Raw genomic sequence first — 18,085 nt, forward strand, 5'->3', positions numbered from 1 at the left:
ATCAACATAACAATGAAACGTTCTCATCTTTGGGTTTTAAATCCGTGCTTGCTTGCCATGCTTTCGACCTCTGCGTGGGCAGAAGAACAAAAGGAAGAAAATATCGTTGTCTCCGCCAGCCGCGCACACCGCAGCGTGGCGGAGATGGCGCAGACCACCTGGGTTATTGAGCGTGCGGAAATTGAGCAGCAGGTTCAGGGCGGGAAAGAGATTAAAGACGTGCTGGCGCAGCTGATCCCGGGCATGGACGTCAGCAGCCAGGGGCGCACCAACTACGGCATGAACCTGCGCGGTCGTTCAATGATGGTGATGGTGGACGGCGTGCGTCTGAACTCCTCCCGCAGCGACAGCCGTCAGCTTGACTCTATAGATCCGTTCAACATCGACCGTATCGAAGTGATTTCCGGCGCTACTTCACTGTACGGCGGCGGCAGTACCGGCGGCCTGGTGAACATCGTCACCAAAAAAGGTCAGCCGGAGACGGAAGTCGAATTCCAGACCGGGGCAAAAAGCGGGTTTAACAGCCACAACGACCACGATGAGAACGTGTCGGCGGCGGTCAGCGGCGGCAATGATAATGCGTCTGGTCGCCTGTCCGTTTCTTATCAGCGTTACGGCGGCTGGTATGACGGCAACGGCGACGAGGTGATTATCGATAACACCCAGACCGGCTTACAGTATTCGGACCGTATTGATGTGATGGGCACTGGCACCATCAATATTGACGATCATCAGCAGTTGCAGTTAACCACCCAGTACTACAAGAGCGAATCCGATGGCAAGCATGGCCTGTACCTCGGGAAGAATTTCTCGGCGGTTACGGGTGATGCCACCGCGTATAACAAAAACAACCTGGATTCTGACCGTATTCCCGGTACCGAGCGCCATCTGATTAACCTGCAGTACTCTAATACCGATTTCTGGGGTCAGGACCTGGTCGCGCAGATCTACTATCGTGACGAGAGCCTGACCTACTACCCGTTCCCGACCCTGAGCAAAGGGACGGTGACCAGCATCGGTGCCTCCCAGCAGAAAACCGATTTTTACGGCGGTAAGCTGACGCTGAACAGCAAGCCGGTGGATGATTTGACGCTCACCTGGGGTGTGGACGCCGACCATGAAACCTTCGATGCCAACCAGCAGTTCTTCGACCTGAGTAAAGCGGCAGCGAGCGGCGGCATGAAGCTGGACAATGCGTACAACGTGGGGCGTTATCCGGGTTACAGCATTACCAACCTCGCCCCGTTCCTGCAGGCGAGCTACGACATTGACGCCATCACCCTGAGCGGCGGCGTGCGTTACCAGTACACTGAAAACAAGGTGGATGATTTTGTTGGCTACGCCCAGCAGCAGGCCATCGCCACCGGGAAAGCCACCTCAGCAGACGCGGTGCCGGGCGGGAAAACCGATTACAACAACTTCCTGTTTAACGCCGGTATCCTTGGCCGCCTGACCGAACAGCAGCAGCTGTGGTTTAACTTCTCTCAGGGCTTTGAAATTCCGGACCTGGCGAAGTACTACGGCTCCGGCACCTATCAGCTTGTCGACGGGCACTATCGCCTGCTGAATAGCGTGAACGTTAACGACTCGACGCTGGACGGCATTAAAGTTAACGCTTACGAGCTGGGCTGGCGCTACACCGGCGATAACCTGCGCACGCAGGTTGCGGCGTACTACTCGCTCTCGGATAAAACCATCACCATCAACAAAACCGATATGACCATCAACCTGGAAGACGATAAGCGTCGTATCTACGGGGTGGAAGGTCAGGTGGACTATTTCTTCACCGACAGCGACTGGAGCACCGGCGCGAACTTTAACGCCATTAAGTCTGAAACCCGTGAAAACGGTAAATGGGAGAAGCTGACGGTAGACAGTGCCAGCCCGTCGAAAGCCAGCGCCTGGGTCAACTGGGCGCCGGGCGACTGGACCCTGCGCGTGCAGAGTACCCAGACCTTTGACGTCTCTGATGCCGACGGTAAGAAGATCGATGGCTATAACACGGTAGATTTCCTGGGCAGCTACGCCCTGCCGGTGGGTAAAGTGAGCTTCAGCGTGGAAAACGTGCTGGACAAAGACTACACCACCGCCTGGGGACAGCGCGCACCGGGGCTGTATAGCCCAACGTATGGCGCACCGGGTCTGTATACCTATAAAGGCCGTGGCCGCACGTTTGGTCTGAACTACTCCGTGCTGTTCTAAACAGCTGCGCCGCCTGCCCGCGGGCGGCGCATCCTGCTGTGTAATTTCGCCGCAAATCTGCTATAAAATCAGCGATTTGCTGAAATTGTCGGCAAACGATCAAAAAGGGTGTTTTCACCCTTTGACAAGGCGAACCGAGGTCGCTACTATGCGCCTCGTTCACACGATTCCTCTGTAGTTCAGTCGGTAGAACGGCGGACTGTTAATCCGTATGTCACTGGTTCGAGTCCAGTCAGAGGAGCCAAATTTAAAAAGCCTGCTTTTGAAGCAGGCTTTTTGCTTTTGTGCGTTCGGAAAATTTGCCGGGTGGTGGCTTCGCCTTACCCGGCCTACGGGACTGTAGGCCCGGTAAGCGCTGTCTTATCTTTCGACTGGCGCAAAGACCCCTGACGCTCACGGCAGCCTGGCAATCACCTTAATCTCAAACTGGAATCCGTACAGCCACGTTACGCCGATCCCGGTCAACGTTGGGTAAGGCGCTTCCCCCCAATATTCTGGCAGGATACTCCAGATAGCGTCGAGGTTTGACTCGGGATCGACGACAAAAAGGGTAACGTCAACCACGTCATCGAACGTGCAGCCCGCAGCCGCGAGGACAGCATTAAGATTATTGAATGCCAGCCTGACCTGCGCTTTCAGATCGGGCTCAGGCGAACCATCCTCACGGCTACCAACCTGCCCCGAAACAAACAGGAAACCGTTAGATTTGATGGCCGGTGAATAGCGATTGCGCTCATAGAGCGCCTGGCGTCCTGAGGGAAAAACTGCTTCGCGTGCTGTCATATTTACACCTTTGCAATGGGGCGAAATCTGCCCAATGAACTTAAAGACACTTTACAGGTGCAGGATCGGGCGGATAAACAAGCGACTTTGTCCATCATTGTTTGTAATATCCAAACAATCGGTAAAAAGAGAGGATAAGGAATGGATCGTTTCGATGCGATGCGCGCCTTTGCTCGCGTGGTAGAGGCAGGTAGCTTCACAAAGGCTGCCCAAACGCTTCATATGAGCAAAACCACGGTGACGCAGCTTATTCAGCAGCTGGAAGCGCGCCTGCGCGTCAGATTGCTCCATCGCACCACCCGCAAGCTCAGCGTCACTCCCGATGGCGCGGTCTACTACGAACGCGTCATCCGCCTGCTGGCGGACATGGAAGATGCTGAAAACAGCCTCTCCAGTGCGGCAATTACGCCCAGGGGACGGCTACGGGTGGATGTGCCCAGTCCGCTGGCCCGCCTCATCCTGGTGCCGGCGCTACCGGCGTTCCACGCACGCTACCCTGACATTCAGTTCGACATGGGCGTGAGCGACCGGGTGGTGGACCTGATTGGCGACAACGTGGATTGCGTGCTGCGCGGCGGTGCAATCCATGACCAGTCCCTGATTGCTCGCCATGTCGGTGATTTGCAAATCGGCGTCTACGCCGCTCCCGGTTATGTGGAACGCCTTGGTACCCCTGCGCATCCGCGAGAGCTGGAAAATACCGACCATCGCATCGTGGGATTCTTGTCCTCACGCACCGGTAAGATTGATCCTCTGGCACTGCGCAGTGAGAGTGAACGTATTGAAATCACGGGCAGCTATGTACTCGCCGTGGATGATGGCAATGCTTACCTCGAAGCCGGGTTAGCCGGGTTAGGCGTGATTGCGCTGCCAGTCTATATGGCGGCAGCGCATCAGGCTCGTGGTGCCTTGATTCCGCTATTTGAACACTGGCGTCTTGCTCCAATGCCCCTGTACCTGGCGTTTCCGCCGAACCGCCATGTCAACGCCAGACTGCGCGTATTTATTGATTGGATCGTTGAATTGATGCAGCAGCATGTCCCCAACGTCAACCGAAAGGGAATTCTGATTTAGCTCGTTTATTCGCTAGTTACTGGCTAAGACCATCCCGGTCAGAGGAACTAAATTTGAAAAGCCTGCTTTTGAAGCAGGCTTTTTGCTTTTGCGCCCTACAGCACAAACTCATAATGCGAACCATCCGGTAACTCAACGTCAAGTGTAAGCTTTCCACCCGCAGCCTCAACGTAGCGCTTGAGTGAAGAGAGTTTAAGATCGCGCCCGGGCTTTTCCATGACCGCGACGGTAGGCTGTCGGATACCCAGCGCCTGCGCCATTTCAACCTGCGTTTTTTGCACCTTTTCACGTAGCTCTGCCAGATGGATGTTAAGCAAAATGTCGGCAGCCATTGCCTGAGCGCTGGCAACAACATCCGATTTTTCATCCGCTATAAGCTGCTCAAGGTTTCTGCCCATCGCGTAACGTCCTCTCTTTTAATGTATTCAACCAGTGAGTGAATTCCCGGTCGGCCACCAGAAGCATCTCATCGTAAAAGCGTCTTTCGTTGCCGACCTTATTGCCGGCACAGAGCACAATGCCGGTACGGTTTGGGTCAAACGCGAAAAATGCCCGCAACGGATCGCCCTTACTCTGAATGCGCAACTCTTTCATGTTGCTGTGACGAGAGCCTCTAAGCGTATCGGCATAGGGCCTCGACAAAGCAGGCCCCTTTTCTCGCAAAACAAGCAGTGCTGCCAGCACGCTGGCCCGATCAGTATCGTCAAGTGAACGAAACCAGCAATCGAACCTGTCCGTCGTGTTAATTGTCCACACACTCCCTCCATAAAATATAGATCACAAACTATATAGCCGTAAAGCTATAGCAGCGATTATCCTGAGAGAATGAGCATTATTCTTGTGTTGTTACGCGAAAGCTGAAGACGTGCAGGAGTATTTCGGTGAATCACCCGTCAGGTGCTCACCGCATTGCGAGCAGTATCGTAAAAAAGAGTTCAGGACTACGTTAACTGCCGCCAGGCCGCCACTTCCTCATCCAGCCATTCGACGAAATGGGGCACCTCTGGCTTTGCCTCTGTTAACGTCGATGTCACTAGCCAGTACGGTGGTCTGGACGTTTATTCAATCGATGATCCCACACGTTGTCAGCGCAGCGCTACCGGGCAAGCCAGCACCTAAATCTGATAATCAATCGCCACTTCTTCCGGCTCCATCACCTGGCGTTTGATTTCGTCAACGGACAGCCCGGCGTTGCAGAGTTCGATAAAGCGCCACACGTAGTTGCGCTGGAGCTGTCCGCGCCTGAGGCCGAGCCATACGGTATTGGCGTCAAACAGATGACGTGTATCCAGACGCACCAGGTTCCCGGTATCACCCTCGCCACCAGACTGTTCCGCGACCAGGCCGATTCCCAGCCCCAGCTCAACGTAGGTTTTGATCACATCGGAATCCTGTGCGCTCAGCACCACATCCGGCGTTAACCCTTTGCGGTTGAATGCTTCATCGATGCGCGAACGCCCGGTAATACCCTGGCGATACGTAATCAGCGGCCATTTCGCGATCGCTTCCAGCGTCAGCGGGGAAACCTGATTCAACGGATGATCGAGCGGGAGCAACAGGCTGTGGTACCAGCGGAACCAGGGGAAAGCCACCAGCAGCGGGTCGTTGCTCAGGCGTTCGCTGGCGATACCAATATCTGCCCCACCGTTTTGCAGCAGCATTTCAATTTCCTGCGGCGTGCCCTGAATAAGCTCCAGGCGAACGTCAGGGAAAATTTCACGAAACGCTTTTATCACCGGCGGCAGGCTGTAACGTGCCTGAGTATGGGTAGTGGCGATGGTGAGCACGCCGGAGGCGTCATTGGTAAAGAGATCCGCCAGGCGACGGACATTGCTGGCCTCGTTGAGGATCCGCTCAGCGATGGTCAGCAACGCTTTACCTGGCTCCGTCATGCCAAGCAGGCGCTTGCCGCGACGGATAAAAATCTCAATGCCAAGCTCCTCTTCCAGCTCGCGAATATGACGGCTGACACCCGACTGGGAGGTGTAAAGCATATTGGCGACTTCGGTCAGGTTATAGTCCCGCCTGGCCGCCTCACGGATAATTTTAAGTTGCTGGAAATTCACGATTCACTCCGGCGCATCTGACATAGCTCTATTGTTAGAGTCAGCTGAGCTGCAGAACAAATAATAAAAACCAGCATCTTATGCCTTTCTGGAATATTAACTCACGAGCTGCAGTTCACGATTCTCCAGCGATGGCTTACTCACCAGCGACATTAAAATTTCTTTCACCGCCTGCGCCTGTGGCGACAGCGAGCCGCGGGCGGACATGTTCAGCGACAGCGGTAAACTCATTGATGGCGTGGTGATGCGCGCCATCCAGCCATTTGCTGCGCTGCACAGCGAGCGCGCGGCGGATTCCGGCAGCACCGTGACGCCCATCCCACTGGCAATCGCCGCAGTCAGCGTGGAGATGGAGTCAATTTCACCGATGATTTTTGCCGTCAGGCGGCGCAGGGAAAACGCTTCGTCCACGCGTACGCGCACGGCGCTGTAATCACGCGGCAGGAAAAGATTCATCTCTGCAACCGCAGTGAGATCAACGCTCTGCCCCGGACAATCGCGGGTGCCCACGAGATACAGATCTTCTTTCAGCAGCGGCTGGCTGGTGATCCCCGCAACCGGGGAGCGATCGTAAAGCACCGCCATATCAAGCTGGCCATTGAGCAGCTTGTCATTCAGGACAGAGCCGCTGTTCTCGTGCAGATAGACCAGCACTTCCGGCAACTCAGCGCGCACCGCCTGCAGCAGTGGCATGGTGATGGAAGACGCTGCGGTCCCCGGTGCCAGCCCGATGGAAACGTGTCCGCTCAGCGTCTGGCCAACATTATTAACCGCCAGCTGCGCCTGTTCGCACTGACGAAGAATGGTGCGCGCGTGGGTATACAGGATCTTGCCTGCTTCCGTTGGAGTTACGCCGCGTTTGGTGCGGATCAACAGCTGCTGATCCATTTCGCCTTCCAGAGTAGCCACCTGCTGGCTCAGCGCAGGCTGCGCGATATGCAGCACTTCCGCCGCTTGAGTCAGGCTGCCGATATCGACGATTTTTACGAAGTATTTCAGTCGTCTTAAGTTCATTTTGCCCCCTGTTCGAAATGCTGTGCCGGTACTGGCTGTTGTTGTTGAACAGGTTTTGCAATATGAATGCCAGTTTTACCAGCAGGTCTGATTTGTTCGCTAAGCGCCTGAAAATAAGGAAACCTAATCATAGACGCCGGATTTATTACTGAAACAGCGGTTTATGATCTGCCCCATAAGAGGTATATCCGCACCACAACGGTGCATTACGTTGGCAAAATCGCCACTTTGCTGAAATTGTCAGCAAACAGACGCAAAGCGTGGTTTCACCCTTTGACAAGGCGTACGCAGGTCGTTACTATGCGCCCCGTTCACACGATTCCTCTGTAGTTCAGTCGGTAGAACGGCGGACTGTTAATCCGTATGTCACTGGTTCGAGTCCAGTCAGAGGAGCCAAATTTGAAAAGCCTGCTTTTAAAGCAGGCTTTTTGCTTTTGCGCGTTCTGGAAAACTGCCGGGTGGCGGCTTCGCCTTACCCGGCCTACGGGACTGTAGGCCCGGTAAGCGCAGCGCCACCGGGCAAAGCAAGCTTGACCGGCATCCCGGATCGACGTTCCAGCTCAGCGCCCGCCCCCTCGTTTATTAGCTGTGCCCGCAACGCGGGGGTAATCGGCAGCGGCACTTTATTGGTTGATTCAAATTCTGCGCGGTTACGCGACAGCGGTTCGTGCACTTCCACCCAGCGGCTGCCGTCTGGCTCCGTCGTCACTTTTACAGGCTGATCGATAAGCTGCACGCGCGTGCCTGGCGACACATTGTCGAAAAGGTATTTGATATCGTTATTACGCAGGCGAATGCAGCCCTGACTGACGCGCAGACCGATGCCGAAATTCGAGTTAGTACCGTGAATGGCATAAAGCCTGCCAATATAGATCGCGTACAACCCCATCGGGTTATCCGGCCCGGCGGGTACGAATGCGGGCAGCGTTTTCCCCTCTTTCGCATATTCACGCCGGGTGTTTGGCGTGGGCGACCAGGTTGGCCCTTCCTGCTTGCGCTCGACGGCTGTCACCCAGTTGCGTGGCGTTTCGCGCCCGGCCTGGCCAATACCGATGGGAAACACTTCAACGGTATTGCTGCCTGGCGGGTAATAGTAAAGGCGCATTTCCGCCACGTTGACCACGATGCCTTTGCGCACCGTATCGGGAAGAATGAGCTGCTGAGGTACCACCAGTCGGGTCCCGGATTGCGGTAAAAACGGGTCAACACCGGGGTTTGCCTCCAGCATGTTGCTCAGCCCCTGCCCGTATTGCGCGGCAAACGCTTCGAGCGGCAAGGTGTTCCCCTGTGGAACGGTAACAGTTATGGGTTCCCCCACCAGACGGCCACCATCAGAGGGTAATGGATAGGTTACGGCAAAGGCCCCCGAAACAACGGCGCAAAGCGTAAGAACGAACGAGGCGAATCGAATCATAATGTCCTGTGTTCAAGCCTGCCGTCAGGCAGGCTGTTTGAGTTAATGCGATTACGCCACCGTTTTACGCCACCTGCGCGTTAGCGGTTTTTCCACTTCGACAATCAGGAACATCGCAAAGCCAATCAGGAACGTGATGACCCAGTAGCGGAACGGCAGTGCTTCGGTACCGAACAGCGTCTGCATGAAAGGCGCGTAGATAATAAGCAACTGTAGCACCAGTAATACACCGCTCACCACCCAAATACCTTTATTTGCCAGTAAGCCTTTGCTCAGGGAAAAACCGTCCGCCACGCGGCAGTTAAGCATATAGAACCACTGCGCCGTCACCAGCATTTGCAGCAACACTGTACGGATAAACTCCGGTGAATAACCACGCGGCTGTAACCAGGCTTCCAGCACAAAGGCACTGATGGCAATCATCAGGCCAACGAAGACCACTCGCCAGATGGCAAAGCCGTCCATCACATGCAAATTTGGTTTACGCGGCGGACGGTTCATAATGTCCTTTTCACCTGCCTCAAACGCCAGCCCAAAGGAGAGCGTTGCCGATGTCGCCATGTTCATCCACAGGATCAGCACGGGCGTTAATGGGATCAGATTCCCTGCCAACAGAGCGATGATGATGAGCAATGCCTGGGCGATGTTGCTGGGAATAATGAACAGAATGGTCTTTTTCAGATTATCATAAACGCGACGCCCTTCGTTTACGGCCCTGGCAATGGTGGCAAAGTTGTCATCCGTGAGCACCATGTCAGCGGCCTCCTTGGTGACTTCCGTGCCCTTAATCCCCATCGCAATACCCACATCCGCGCGCTTGAGCGCAGGGGCATCGTTCACGCCGTCTCCGGTCATCCCCACAACCTCCTGCTTGCTTTGCAGGGCTTGTACCAGACGGAATTTATCTTCCGGGCTGGTTCGGGCAAAGATATCGTATTGTTGAGCCGCCTCGCTCAGCTGCCGGTCATCCATAGCCTCAAGCTCACGACCCGTAATGGCGCTTGCCGCATTACCTATACCCAGCATTTGGCCAATGCTCATCGCCGTTTGCGGGTGATCCCCGGTGATCATCTTCACGCGAATACCGGCCTGCAGGCAGTCGGCAATGGCGGTTATCGCCTCGGGACGCGGTGGATCCATCATACCGGCAATTCCGAGCAGAATGACGCCCTCCTGCAAGTCTGAGTGATCCAGTTCGCGTTGCCCGCTGACGGCAGGCTTCCAGGCAGCGGCCACCATACGCAACCCCTCCCGGGCATACTCTTCAATTTTGCCTTCCCAGTAAGACTGATCAAAAGGCTGCAACCCGGTGTTGGTCTGCTGGAACTGGCACAGGCGGAAAAGGACGTCCGGCGCACCGGTGATGAGGATCACCTCCTCATCGCCCAGGCGATAGAGTGTAGACATGTATTTATATTGCGAATCAAAGGGGATTTTACTGCGCATTTCGGTGTTAAGCGGCGGGAGCGGGATTTTCGCCGCCAGCACCTTCAGCGCGCCCTCTGTCGGTCCACCTGTGATTTTCCACAGTCCCTGCTCGTCTTTGATCAATTGACTGTCATTGCAGAGGTCAATGGTACGCAGATAGCGTTCCAGCAGGGAGCCCTGCGTAACGCTGACGGGTGTTGGGTCGTCAACGGGATGAATATTACCCACCGGCTCGTAACTGTCCCCCTCCACGCGATAGGTGGTGTCAGCGGTAATCAATGCTTTGACCGTCATTTCATTCATGGTCAGGGTACCGGTTTTATCCGAGCAGATAACCGTCATCGCGCCCAGCGTTTCCACCGTCGGCAGCTTACGAATAATGGCCTTGCGACGCGCCATAGCCTGTACGCCAAGCGAGAGAATGATGGAAATGATGGCCGGCAGGCCTTCCGGTACCGCCGCAACAGCAAGGCTGATAAGCGACAGCACCAACTCGGAAACCGCCATATCACGGAAAAGCAAACTAAAGACAAAAAGCGCCACCATCATCACCAGGATGGTGATGAAGATGGTCTTTCCGAGCTTATCCATTTGTACCATCAGCGGCGTACGATGCTTTTCAATGTCGGACATCATCTGATTAATATGGCCAAGCTCTGTCTCGCCACCGGTCGCCACGACTACCCCTTTGCCACCGCCGGAACTGACGGTGGTGCCTGAATAGAGCAAGTTATACCGGTCACCTAAAGGGAGTTCTCCGGTTAACGCATCGCTGTTTTTCTCAACTACGGTGGATTCACCGGTCAGGATGGCCTCCTCCACGCGAAGGTTATGCGCTTCGATCACGCGCAGATCCGCGGGGATACGATCCCCGGCGCGGATCACCACAATGTCGCCCGGCACCAGCGCTGTAGTAGGGATCGTTTCATGATTGCCCTGTCGAATCACCACGGCTTCGCTGGAGAGCATATTGCGAATACTTTGCAGCGATTTTTCAGCATTGCTCTCCTGAATATGGCCAATCAACGCGTTAATAACAGCCACGCCGAGGATCACAAACATGTCGACCCAATGCCCCATAATGAGCTTGAGTAACGCTGCTACCAGCAGCACGTAAATCAGGACATCGTTAAAATGGGCCAGGAAATTCAGCCACGCGGGTTTACCCTTTTTCTGCGGTAACGCATTCTCACCATACTGCTGGAGTCGGGCGGATGCCTCAGTGCTGCTCAGTCCCTCCGCAGTGGAGTCGACATTAGCCAGGGTGTCGTCAACAGTTTGTTGATAATACGGACGATCAGATTTTCCTGTTTTCATCGTTCCTTCCTCAGGTTCTTTTCAGAAATCACCTTGCTTTCATGCTATTAACGAATAACGAAAACAGGAACATGTGCATAACGAACAATACTTGCCGCCTCTGACCCTAACAAATGGGTTTGAATATTGGGGTTGCGGGAGCCGACAATAATTGCCCCGACGGCAAGTTCATCTGCCAGCTTAATAACTTCATCACGTACATTCCCACTCCGAACATGAAGATGAACGTGTTCTTCAGGCAGATTCAGTTTTTTGACCAGGGCAGACAGCTTTTCTTTCGAATTATTAATCATATATTCATCCATTTTGCGCGCATCTGAAATAAAACCACGCGTCAGTTCGGCTGAAAATTTGGGCATGACGTGCAGCAAATGAATGTCACCCGATGCGCTTTGCGCCAGAAAATGAGCGTGCTCTAGCGCTTTGTCTGCCAGACTTGTCTCGTAGACATCCACCGGAACCAGAATGTTTTTATACATATCGTGCATCCTTTTTGTAACTAATATGATTGTGGCTGGAGCAAAAAAAGCATTAAATGCAGGGACTTGCTCTTAATGCCCGTTACAGGGAAAAGAGATGAATGATATTAAACGTAGCACAGGAATATCAGGATTAACGTGCCCCCACTGATAATGGTTATTTAACATTTATCTTTTCCCCAACTATGCTCATTGAAAGACGCTGCTTACGGCTCATGGAGGAATGAATGTACGGTTTAAGCCTTTTTCGTCTAGGTTTGTTTATCGCGCTTGCCATTATTGCCAGCACGGCAATTGGCCTATTTACCTATATGGTCGTCACTGTTCTGGCAGAATAGTGTCACCCCCTGCCCTTCTTACGGAATAAATAAAACAGTTATTTATTAGGGGAATACAGTGAACCGCTACCTCTCTCTTTTACCGTTCGTTTTGTTAACGCTTACGGCGTGCGACCCGAAACCGAAGCAAGCCTCCCCCCTGCCCAGAATGGTAAAAGTGGCGGAGGTGACGGTTCCCGGCCACGCCCAGCAGCGCGTTTTCCCCGCCCGCATTGAATCGGGTGATGCAACCGACCTCTCCTTCAAGCGCGCGGGTCAAATCGAAGCACTGGATATACGCCAGGGCGCAACCATCAAGCAGGGGCAACAGCTAGCCAGATTAAACGCCCGTGAAGCGCAGCAGCGGGTTAACGACAGACAAACGGCGGCGACGCTGGCCCAGCGGCAGTTCGATCGCTTCCAGACGCTGGCAGGCCGCCAGGCTATCTCGAAAGCAGAAATGGACATACAGCGCGCGAACCGCGATTCGGCGAATGCGGCGCTGCAGATTGCCCGTGAAGAGCTGAATCAGATGACGCTCGTCGCCCCCTTTAGCGGAACAGTGGCCAGCGTGCATGTGCGAAAGCATCAGGTGGTATCGGCCGGTCAGCCCATTGCGACCCTGACCCGCACCGACCTGCTGGACGTGGTGTTTAGTCTTCCTGAGAACCTGTTTAAGACCTTTGATATCCGTAACGCGCAATATCGTCCCGTGGTAAGAATTAACGCCTTCCCGGATCGGGAGTTTACCGCTGTCTACAAAGAGCATTCAGGCAGTAGTGACAGTAACACCCTGACCTGGCAGGTGATACTCACCATGCCGCGCCCGGATGATTTTCCCGTGGTGGGAGGCGTAAGCGGTACGGTTACCATCAATTTAACCAACCTCCCGGCCGGTGCAGGCCCTCAGGCGCTGGTTGTACCGGTTGAGGCGGTCTTTAACCCGAATAACAGCCCGCGCAATGAGCCGCACGTCTGGGTCGTGGCGGGAGAAGGGGATGCGCTCCATCTTGAAGACCGCAAGGTCAGCGTGGGGCAAGTAACCACTGAGGGCGTGATAATCACCCGTGGGCTTAAAGCAGGCGAGCGTGTCGTGGCAGCTGGTGTGGGTGAACTTCATGCTAATCAGCCGGTACGTATCTGGACGCGTGAACGGGGACTGTAATGGATATCTCTCGCCAGTTTATCAATAACCCCATTCGCGTCTGGCTGACGATCCTGCTGCTGGGCGTGGGCGGCATTTTCGCCCTGCTGAACATTGGCAGGCTGGAAGATCCCGCCTTTACCATAAAAACCGCGGTGGTGCTCACCCACTATCCCGGCGCCTCCGCTCAGCAGGTTGAAGAGGAGGTCACGCTACCGCTGGAGAATGCCCTTCAGCAGTTGCCCTATCTGGACAACGTGAGCTCCATCTCTTCCAACGGCCTGTCGCAAATCACCGTGAACATTGCCTCACGTTATCATTCGAACGAACTGCCGCAGATCTGGGACGAACTGCGCCGTCGCGTGGGCGATGCTTCGCGCCAGTTCCCGCCCGGCGTCGTGACGCCCTTCGTGAATGATGATTTTGGCGATGTGTTCGGCTTTTTCTTCGCGATTTCCGGGGATGAATTCAGCAATCCTGAACTGGTGAGATATGCCGAGCAGCTGCGGCGCGAACTGATTCTGGTCCCCGGCGTCGGTAAGGTTGCCATCGGCGGGGCCATCAGCCAGCAGGTCAATATCGATATATCCCTGACCAAAATGGCGGCCCGCGGCATCACGCTGAACCAGCTTTCCGCCCTGCTCAGCAGGCTTAACGTCGTTTCCAGCGCCGGAGAAATCACCTCGGGAACGGAATCCATTCGTCTGCATCCAACCGGTGAGTTCGAAAACCTTGATGAACTGGCGGATCTCATCATTACCCCTTCCGGCACCGGGGCGGCGACCCGTCTGCGGGATATCGCCACGCTGTCGCGCGGGCTGAACGAATCGCCCGCCAGTATCTATCATGCCAACGGCAGGAAAGCCGTCACCATGGGCGTCTCGTTTATTCCCGGCGTGAACGTGATCGACGTGGGACACGCGCTGGAGGCAAAGCTCAACCAGATGTCAGCGGAAAAACCGGCAGGGATACACATCGACCTGTTCTACGATCAGGCCGCCGAAGTGGGGCACTCTGTAAATGGTTTTATCATTAACTTCCTGATGGCGCTGGCGATTGTTATCGGCGTGCTGCTGATCTTTATGGGTGTCCGCAGCGGGATCATCATCGCGTTTTCCCTCGCACTTAACGTGCTGGGCACGCTGCTCATCATGTATCTGTGGGGTATTGAGCTGCAGCGCATCTCGCTCGGCGCGCTGATTATCGCCCTCAGTATGCTGGTGGATAATGCCATCGTGATCGTTGAAGGGGTGCTGATTGCGCGTCAGCAAGGTTCCCCGCTGTTAACCGCCATTAACTACATCATCCGTCGTTCCGCCCTGCCGCTGCTGGGGGCGACGGTGATCGCCATCCTCGCGTTTGCGCCTATCGGGCTGTCCCAGGACTCTACCGGGGAATACTGTAAATCCCTGTTCCAGGTACTGCTGATTTCCCTGATGCTGAGCTGGTTCTCAGCGCTCACCATCACGCCGGTGCTGATCACATGGTGGTTGTTTAAAAACGACAGCGCGCCGGAAAAAAGTGACGAGACAGACCCTTACGACAAACGCCTCTATCGACTTTACCGGCGCCTGCTTAACGCGCTGCTGCACCGGAAAGCGCCGACGCTCATCGTGATGGTTGCGCTGCTGGCAGCGTCAGTCTGGGGTTTTGGTGCCGTGCGGCAAAACTTCTTCCCGTCGTCAAATACGCCCATTTTCTTTGTCGACCTCTGGCTACCCTACGGCACCGATATTAAATGGACCGAGAAAATGACCGGCGATATCGAGAAAACCATCAACGGCCAGCCCGGCGTGGAAACCACCGTCTCAACCATCGGTCAGGGCAGCATGCGGTTTATTCTGACCTACAGCGGACAGCGGCAGTACAGCAACTATGCCCAAATCATGGTAAGAATGGATGACCAGCGCAACATCTCCGCATTGACGCGCCACGTCGATGAGTACATTGCGCGAAACTATCCGCAGGTAAACGCCAGCACCAAACGGGTAATGTTTGGTCCCTCTGGCGACAGCGCCATTGAGGTGCGCATCAAGGGCCCCGATCCTGACAGGTTGCGTCTGATTGCCAGCCAGGTGGACGAGATCCTGGCGCGCGACCCGGCCACGGCAAGCGTGAGAAACGACTGGCAAAACCGCAGCAAGGTGCTCCGTCCGCAGTACGTCGCCGCACTGGGACGCGAGCTTGGCGTGGATAAGCAGGACGTCGACAACGCGCTGGAGATGAATTTCTCCGGCAGCCGGGCGGGATTATATCGGGAAGGCAGTGACCTGCTTCCGGTCGTGGTACGCCCGCCGGAACGCGAACGGCTGGACGCGAATCACCTGAACAACGTGCTGGTATGGAGTCAGACCCGGCAGCAGTATATCCCGCTGAGTAATGTCGTCAGCCGCTTCTCGCTGGAATGGGAAGATCCGCTGATTTTGCGACGCGACCGCTCGCGGGTGCTGACCGTTCAGACCGACCCCGATCCGCTTAACCAGCAAACGTCAGGCGATATTCTCGCCCGGGTGAAGCCGCGCATTGACGCCCTCGCCCTGCCCCACGGCTACAGCATTGAGTGGGGAGGCGATGCGGAAAACTCCAGCGAAGCACAACAGGGGATCTTTACCACGCTGCCGATCGGGTTCCTGGTGATGTTTGTCATCACCGTTTTGATGTTCAGCTCGGTGAAAAACGCCGTTGCCATCTGGCTGACCGTGCCGCTGGCGCTGATTGGCGTCACGCCGGGATTCTTGATCACTGGTATTCCGTTCGGCTTTATGGCGCTGATTGGCCTGCTGAGCCTGAGCGGGATGCTGATCCGCAACGGCATTGTGCTGGTGGAAGAGATCGAGCAGCAGAAAGCGCATAAAGGTCAGCACGAGGCGATTGTTTATGCTGCCACCTCGCGCCTGCGCCCCATTCTGCTCACCGCATTCACCACCGTACTGGGCCTGGCTCCGCTGCTGCTGGACGTTTTCTTCCAGAGCATGGCCGTTGTGATTATGTTTGGACTGGGGTTTGCTACAATCCTGACGCTGCTGGTACTTCCCGTAATTTACGCGTGCTTCCATCGTAAGGACAAAGCGGAACAACAATGAATGCGACAGGCCTGAACATTATCAAGACGCTGGGCTGTATGACGGCGGTAACCTTTTTCACCATCTACAATACGTGGGATCATTATGATTATGACTATCACTGGATCCTGGGGTTTTTAACCTTTATCTCGACCATCGCCACGCCGCTGTTTTTTGTGGTCGCGGGCTACCTCGACGGCCAGTCCCGGCACGGCACCCGCTGGCAACTGGGCAAAATTAAAAGCCTGGTGATTGTCTTTCTGTTCTGGATAACGATCTATTACCTGTGGGAGCCGTATCAACGCGGGTATTTAATTCAGCCGTGGTTCGTGTTTGCGTTTGTGGTTATTTACAGCTTCCACCCGGTGGTGGAGTGGCTTAGCCAGCGGCGCGCGTTGTTCTGCGGCGTAATTGCCTGTCTGCTGCTCTTCTCCTACGGGTATGATTTACTTTCAGCGCTCTATCCCGACGTCCACCTCCTTTCCCTTTCGCCACAGTACCGCCTGTGGACGTGGTTACTGTTTTACCTGACGGGGCAGCTTTTCTGCGATCCCAACATCTCCGGGTGGATTAGCCGCAAGAATGTGGTCAGGACGGCGGTAATCGCCATCCCGTTTATTTATCTCTTCACCTGGTTTTACGAGCGCCACTTCTTTTTTGCCCTGTTCAAGGCCGACAGAAACGCCTTTATTCTTACAGGTTCGCAAATCTACATTCTGATTATTGCGCTGGTGATTGCGGCGAATGGCGTGCGCTTTCGCCGCAATGCTGAGTTTAAAGAGTCGGTCCTGGCCGCCATCAGCAAAACGATGACCGGCGTGTACATTGTCCACTACTCGGTGTTTCACCTGCTGACGGCGCTGATACCGGTGACGTCTCTCGGCATGAAGCTGACGCTAATCGTCCTCACTTTCATCACCTCAGTTCTGTTTTCCATGCTGATACTGTCTAACGCCGTGGCAAAAAAGGTGATCACCCTTTAAAAGCCGAGACGCAGCCAGGCAAAGAGCACGTTACCGTTGTTATAGGTTCCAGGAATATAAGTGAACTGGACGGTAACGCGCTTATACCCGGCAGAGAACAGCGGGAAGATAAACGGCAGGGGCACATAGTTAGCAAAATCATCGCGCGCCGTGATGCCCGCTGCGGCACCGAGCCCAAGCCGGAAGTCCTGGGCATTATCCAGGTACCAGCCCTTCTCCCAGCCGTAGCCCATCGCGGGTTGCCATTCATTGTGCGAATCTTTGAACATCATGGCGAAGAGCGCGCTCCAGTTGCCCTCTTCGTTATAGCGGGACACGCCCAGTCCCCCGCCCCACGGCATTTCGTTATAATTGTCGGTTTTTTCTTTGTCGTACATAAAACGGGCGTGCCAGCTCAGAAACGGAAGGTAAAGATCGTATCGCTCTGGTTGATGCCAGGTCTGGGAAATATCCTCCGTCAGCGCATTCCACCAGCGGCTGATACGCTGCTCACCATAAACGCCGGGCTCCGCATGAAGCGGGAAAATAAATACAAACAGTGCCATCCAAAGTGCTGGAAAGAGGCGTTGCATAGATATTTCCTCAGCTTAAGTCACACAGTATCTCTAATACTTTAAACCATTCAGCACGAACCGGTGCCAAACAGACCGATTTATATTGCGGCCCGTGCAGATGAAATTTTTTTATTCAGCACCCTCAGGAAGGATAAAAACGTTTTCTCATGTCCCCTGTCGCGGTAGTCTCATACCTTCCGCCAATAACGCGGCGGCTATGTGAGTAACCTTTTCTTATACCAATAAAT

14 protein-coding genes and 2 tRNA genes are annotated in these 18,085 nt (G+C 54.8%); 7 read left to right on the forward strand and 9 right to left on the reverse strand.

From position 1 onward, the window contains the following. Positions 1 to 12 precede the first annotated feature (12 nt). Together AC2FAK_RS04635 and AC2FAK_RS04640 are read left to right on the forward strand one after the other, a co-directional pair. On the forward strand, positions 13 to 2,202 hold the full coding sequence (locus AC2FAK_RS04635; protein WP_013097826.1) for a TonB-dependent siderophore receptor: 2,190 nt from the start codon (positions 13 to 15) through the stop codon (positions 2,200 to 2,202). Between the two features lie 168 nt (positions 2,203 to 2,370). Then, positions 2,371 to 2,446: transfer RNA gene (locus AC2FAK_RS04640), tRNA-Asn, on the forward strand. Between the two features lie 149 nt (positions 2,447 to 2,595). Here the strand turns inward: AC2FAK_RS04640 and AC2FAK_RS04645 are convergent. Further along, positions 2,596 to 2,985, reverse strand: a complete 390-nt coding sequence (locus tag AC2FAK_RS04645; protein WP_013097827.1) for a RidA family protein — start codon at positions 2,983 to 2,985, stop codon at positions 2,596 to 2,598. Positions 2,986 to 3,126: 141 nt separating this feature from the next. Here AC2FAK_RS04645 and AC2FAK_RS04650 point away from each other — a divergent pair, with 141 nt between their 5' ends. Next, complete coding sequence (locus AC2FAK_RS04650; RefSeq protein ID WP_095454588.1) at positions 3,127 to 4,059, forward strand: LysR family transcriptional regulator; 933 nt, start codon at positions 3,127 to 3,129, stop codon at positions 4,057 to 4,059. A 95-nt stretch (positions 4,060 to 4,154) separates the two neighbouring features. Here the strand turns inward: AC2FAK_RS04650 and AC2FAK_RS04655 are convergent, their stop codons facing one another. The 4 genes from AC2FAK_RS04655 to nac form a co-directional block, all read right to left on the reverse strand. Next, positions 4,155 to 4,457 (reverse strand): helix-turn-helix domain-containing protein, encoded by a 303-nt coding sequence (locus AC2FAK_RS04655; protein WP_014832568.1) that lies wholly within the window; start codon positions 4,455 to 4,457, stop codon positions 4,155 to 4,157. After that, positions 4,441 to 4,815, reverse strand: a complete 375-nt coding sequence (locus AC2FAK_RS04660) for a type II toxin-antitoxin system RelE/ParE family toxin (protein ID WP_014832569.1) — start codon at positions 4,813 to 4,815, stop codon at positions 4,441 to 4,443. The genes AC2FAK_RS04655 and AC2FAK_RS04660 overlap by 17 nt, the downstream gene beginning before the upstream one ends. A gap of 359 nt (positions 4,816 to 5,174) precedes the next feature. Next, entirely contained in the window at positions 5,175 to 6,125 is a 951-nt protein-coding gene (gene cbl, locus AC2FAK_RS04665) for an HTH-type transcriptional regulator Cbl (protein ID WP_095454589.1), read from the reverse strand. A gap of 96 nt (positions 6,126 to 6,221) precedes the next feature. Further along, positions 6,222 to 7,139 carry a nitrogen assimilation transcriptional regulator NAC gene (nac, locus tag AC2FAK_RS04670; protein WP_010432103.1) on the reverse strand — a complete coding sequence of 306 codons (918 nt, stop codon included), beginning with the start codon at positions 7,137 to 7,139 and terminating at the stop codon, positions 6,222 to 6,224. 320 nt (positions 7,140 to 7,459) lie between these two features. On the opposite strand from nac, the gene AC2FAK_RS04675 reads away from it, so the two are divergent. Beyond that, positions 7,460 to 7,535, forward strand: a tRNA-Asn gene (locus AC2FAK_RS04675). Between the two features lie 85 nt (positions 7,536 to 7,620). Here the strand turns inward: AC2FAK_RS04675 and ldtA are convergent. The 3 genes from ldtA to AC2FAK_RS04690 are packed head-to-tail and all read right to left on the reverse strand — an operon-like array spanning position 7,621 to position 11,777. Further along, positions 7,621 to 8,553, reverse strand: coding sequence for a L,D-transpeptidase (gene ldtA, locus AC2FAK_RS04680; protein WP_095454590.1), 933 nt, complete (start codon positions 8,551 to 8,553; stop codon positions 7,621 to 7,623). 51 nt (positions 8,554 to 8,604) lie between these two features. Further along, positions 8,605 to 11,298, reverse strand: coding sequence for a cation-transporting P-type ATPase (locus AC2FAK_RS04685; RefSeq protein ID WP_095454591.1), 2,694 nt, complete (start codon positions 11,296 to 11,298; stop codon positions 8,605 to 8,607). 47 nt (positions 11,299 to 11,345) lie between these two features. Beyond that, positions 11,346 to 11,777: a universal stress protein gene (locus AC2FAK_RS04690; RefSeq protein ID WP_058681727.1), complete on the reverse strand. Its 432-nt coding sequence runs from the start codon at positions 11,775 to 11,777 to the stop codon at positions 11,346 to 11,348. A 396-nt stretch (positions 11,778 to 12,173) separates the two neighbouring features. Here AC2FAK_RS04690 and AC2FAK_RS04695 point away from each other — a divergent pair, with 396 nt between their 5' ends. From AC2FAK_RS04695 to AC2FAK_RS04705, 3 genes are read left to right on the forward strand one after another with little or no spacing between them, the layout of a single operon-like run. After that, on the forward strand, positions 12,174 to 13,259 hold the full coding sequence (locus tag AC2FAK_RS04695) for an efflux RND transporter periplasmic adaptor subunit (protein WP_170942732.1): 1,086 nt from the start codon (positions 12,174 to 12,176) through the stop codon (positions 13,257 to 13,259). After that, the gene (locus tag AC2FAK_RS04700) at positions 13,259 to 16,321 is read left to right on the forward strand and encodes an efflux RND transporter permease subunit (protein ID WP_095454593.1); all 3,063 of its coding nucleotides are present in this window, start codon (positions 13,259 to 13,261) and stop codon (positions 16,319 to 16,321) included. Before AC2FAK_RS04695 ends, AC2FAK_RS04700 begins: the two co-directional genes overlap by 1 nt. Beyond that, positions 16,318 to 17,283 (forward strand): acyltransferase, encoded by a 966-nt coding sequence (locus AC2FAK_RS04705; RefSeq protein ID WP_014832579.1) that lies wholly within the window; start codon positions 16,318 to 16,320, stop codon positions 17,281 to 17,283. The genes AC2FAK_RS04700 and AC2FAK_RS04705 overlap by 4 nt, the downstream gene beginning before the upstream one ends. Here the strand turns inward: AC2FAK_RS04705 and pagP are convergent. After that, entirely contained in the window at positions 17,280 to 17,855 is a 576-nt protein-coding gene (gene pagP / locus AC2FAK_RS04710) for a lipid IV(A) palmitoyltransferase PagP (protein WP_014832580.1), read from the reverse strand. The genes AC2FAK_RS04705 and pagP overlap by 4 nt on opposite strands. Positions 17,856 to 18,085: the final 230 nt, after the last annotated feature.

This window comes from Enterobacter cloacae complex sp. 394F7, from assembly GCF_057320385.1.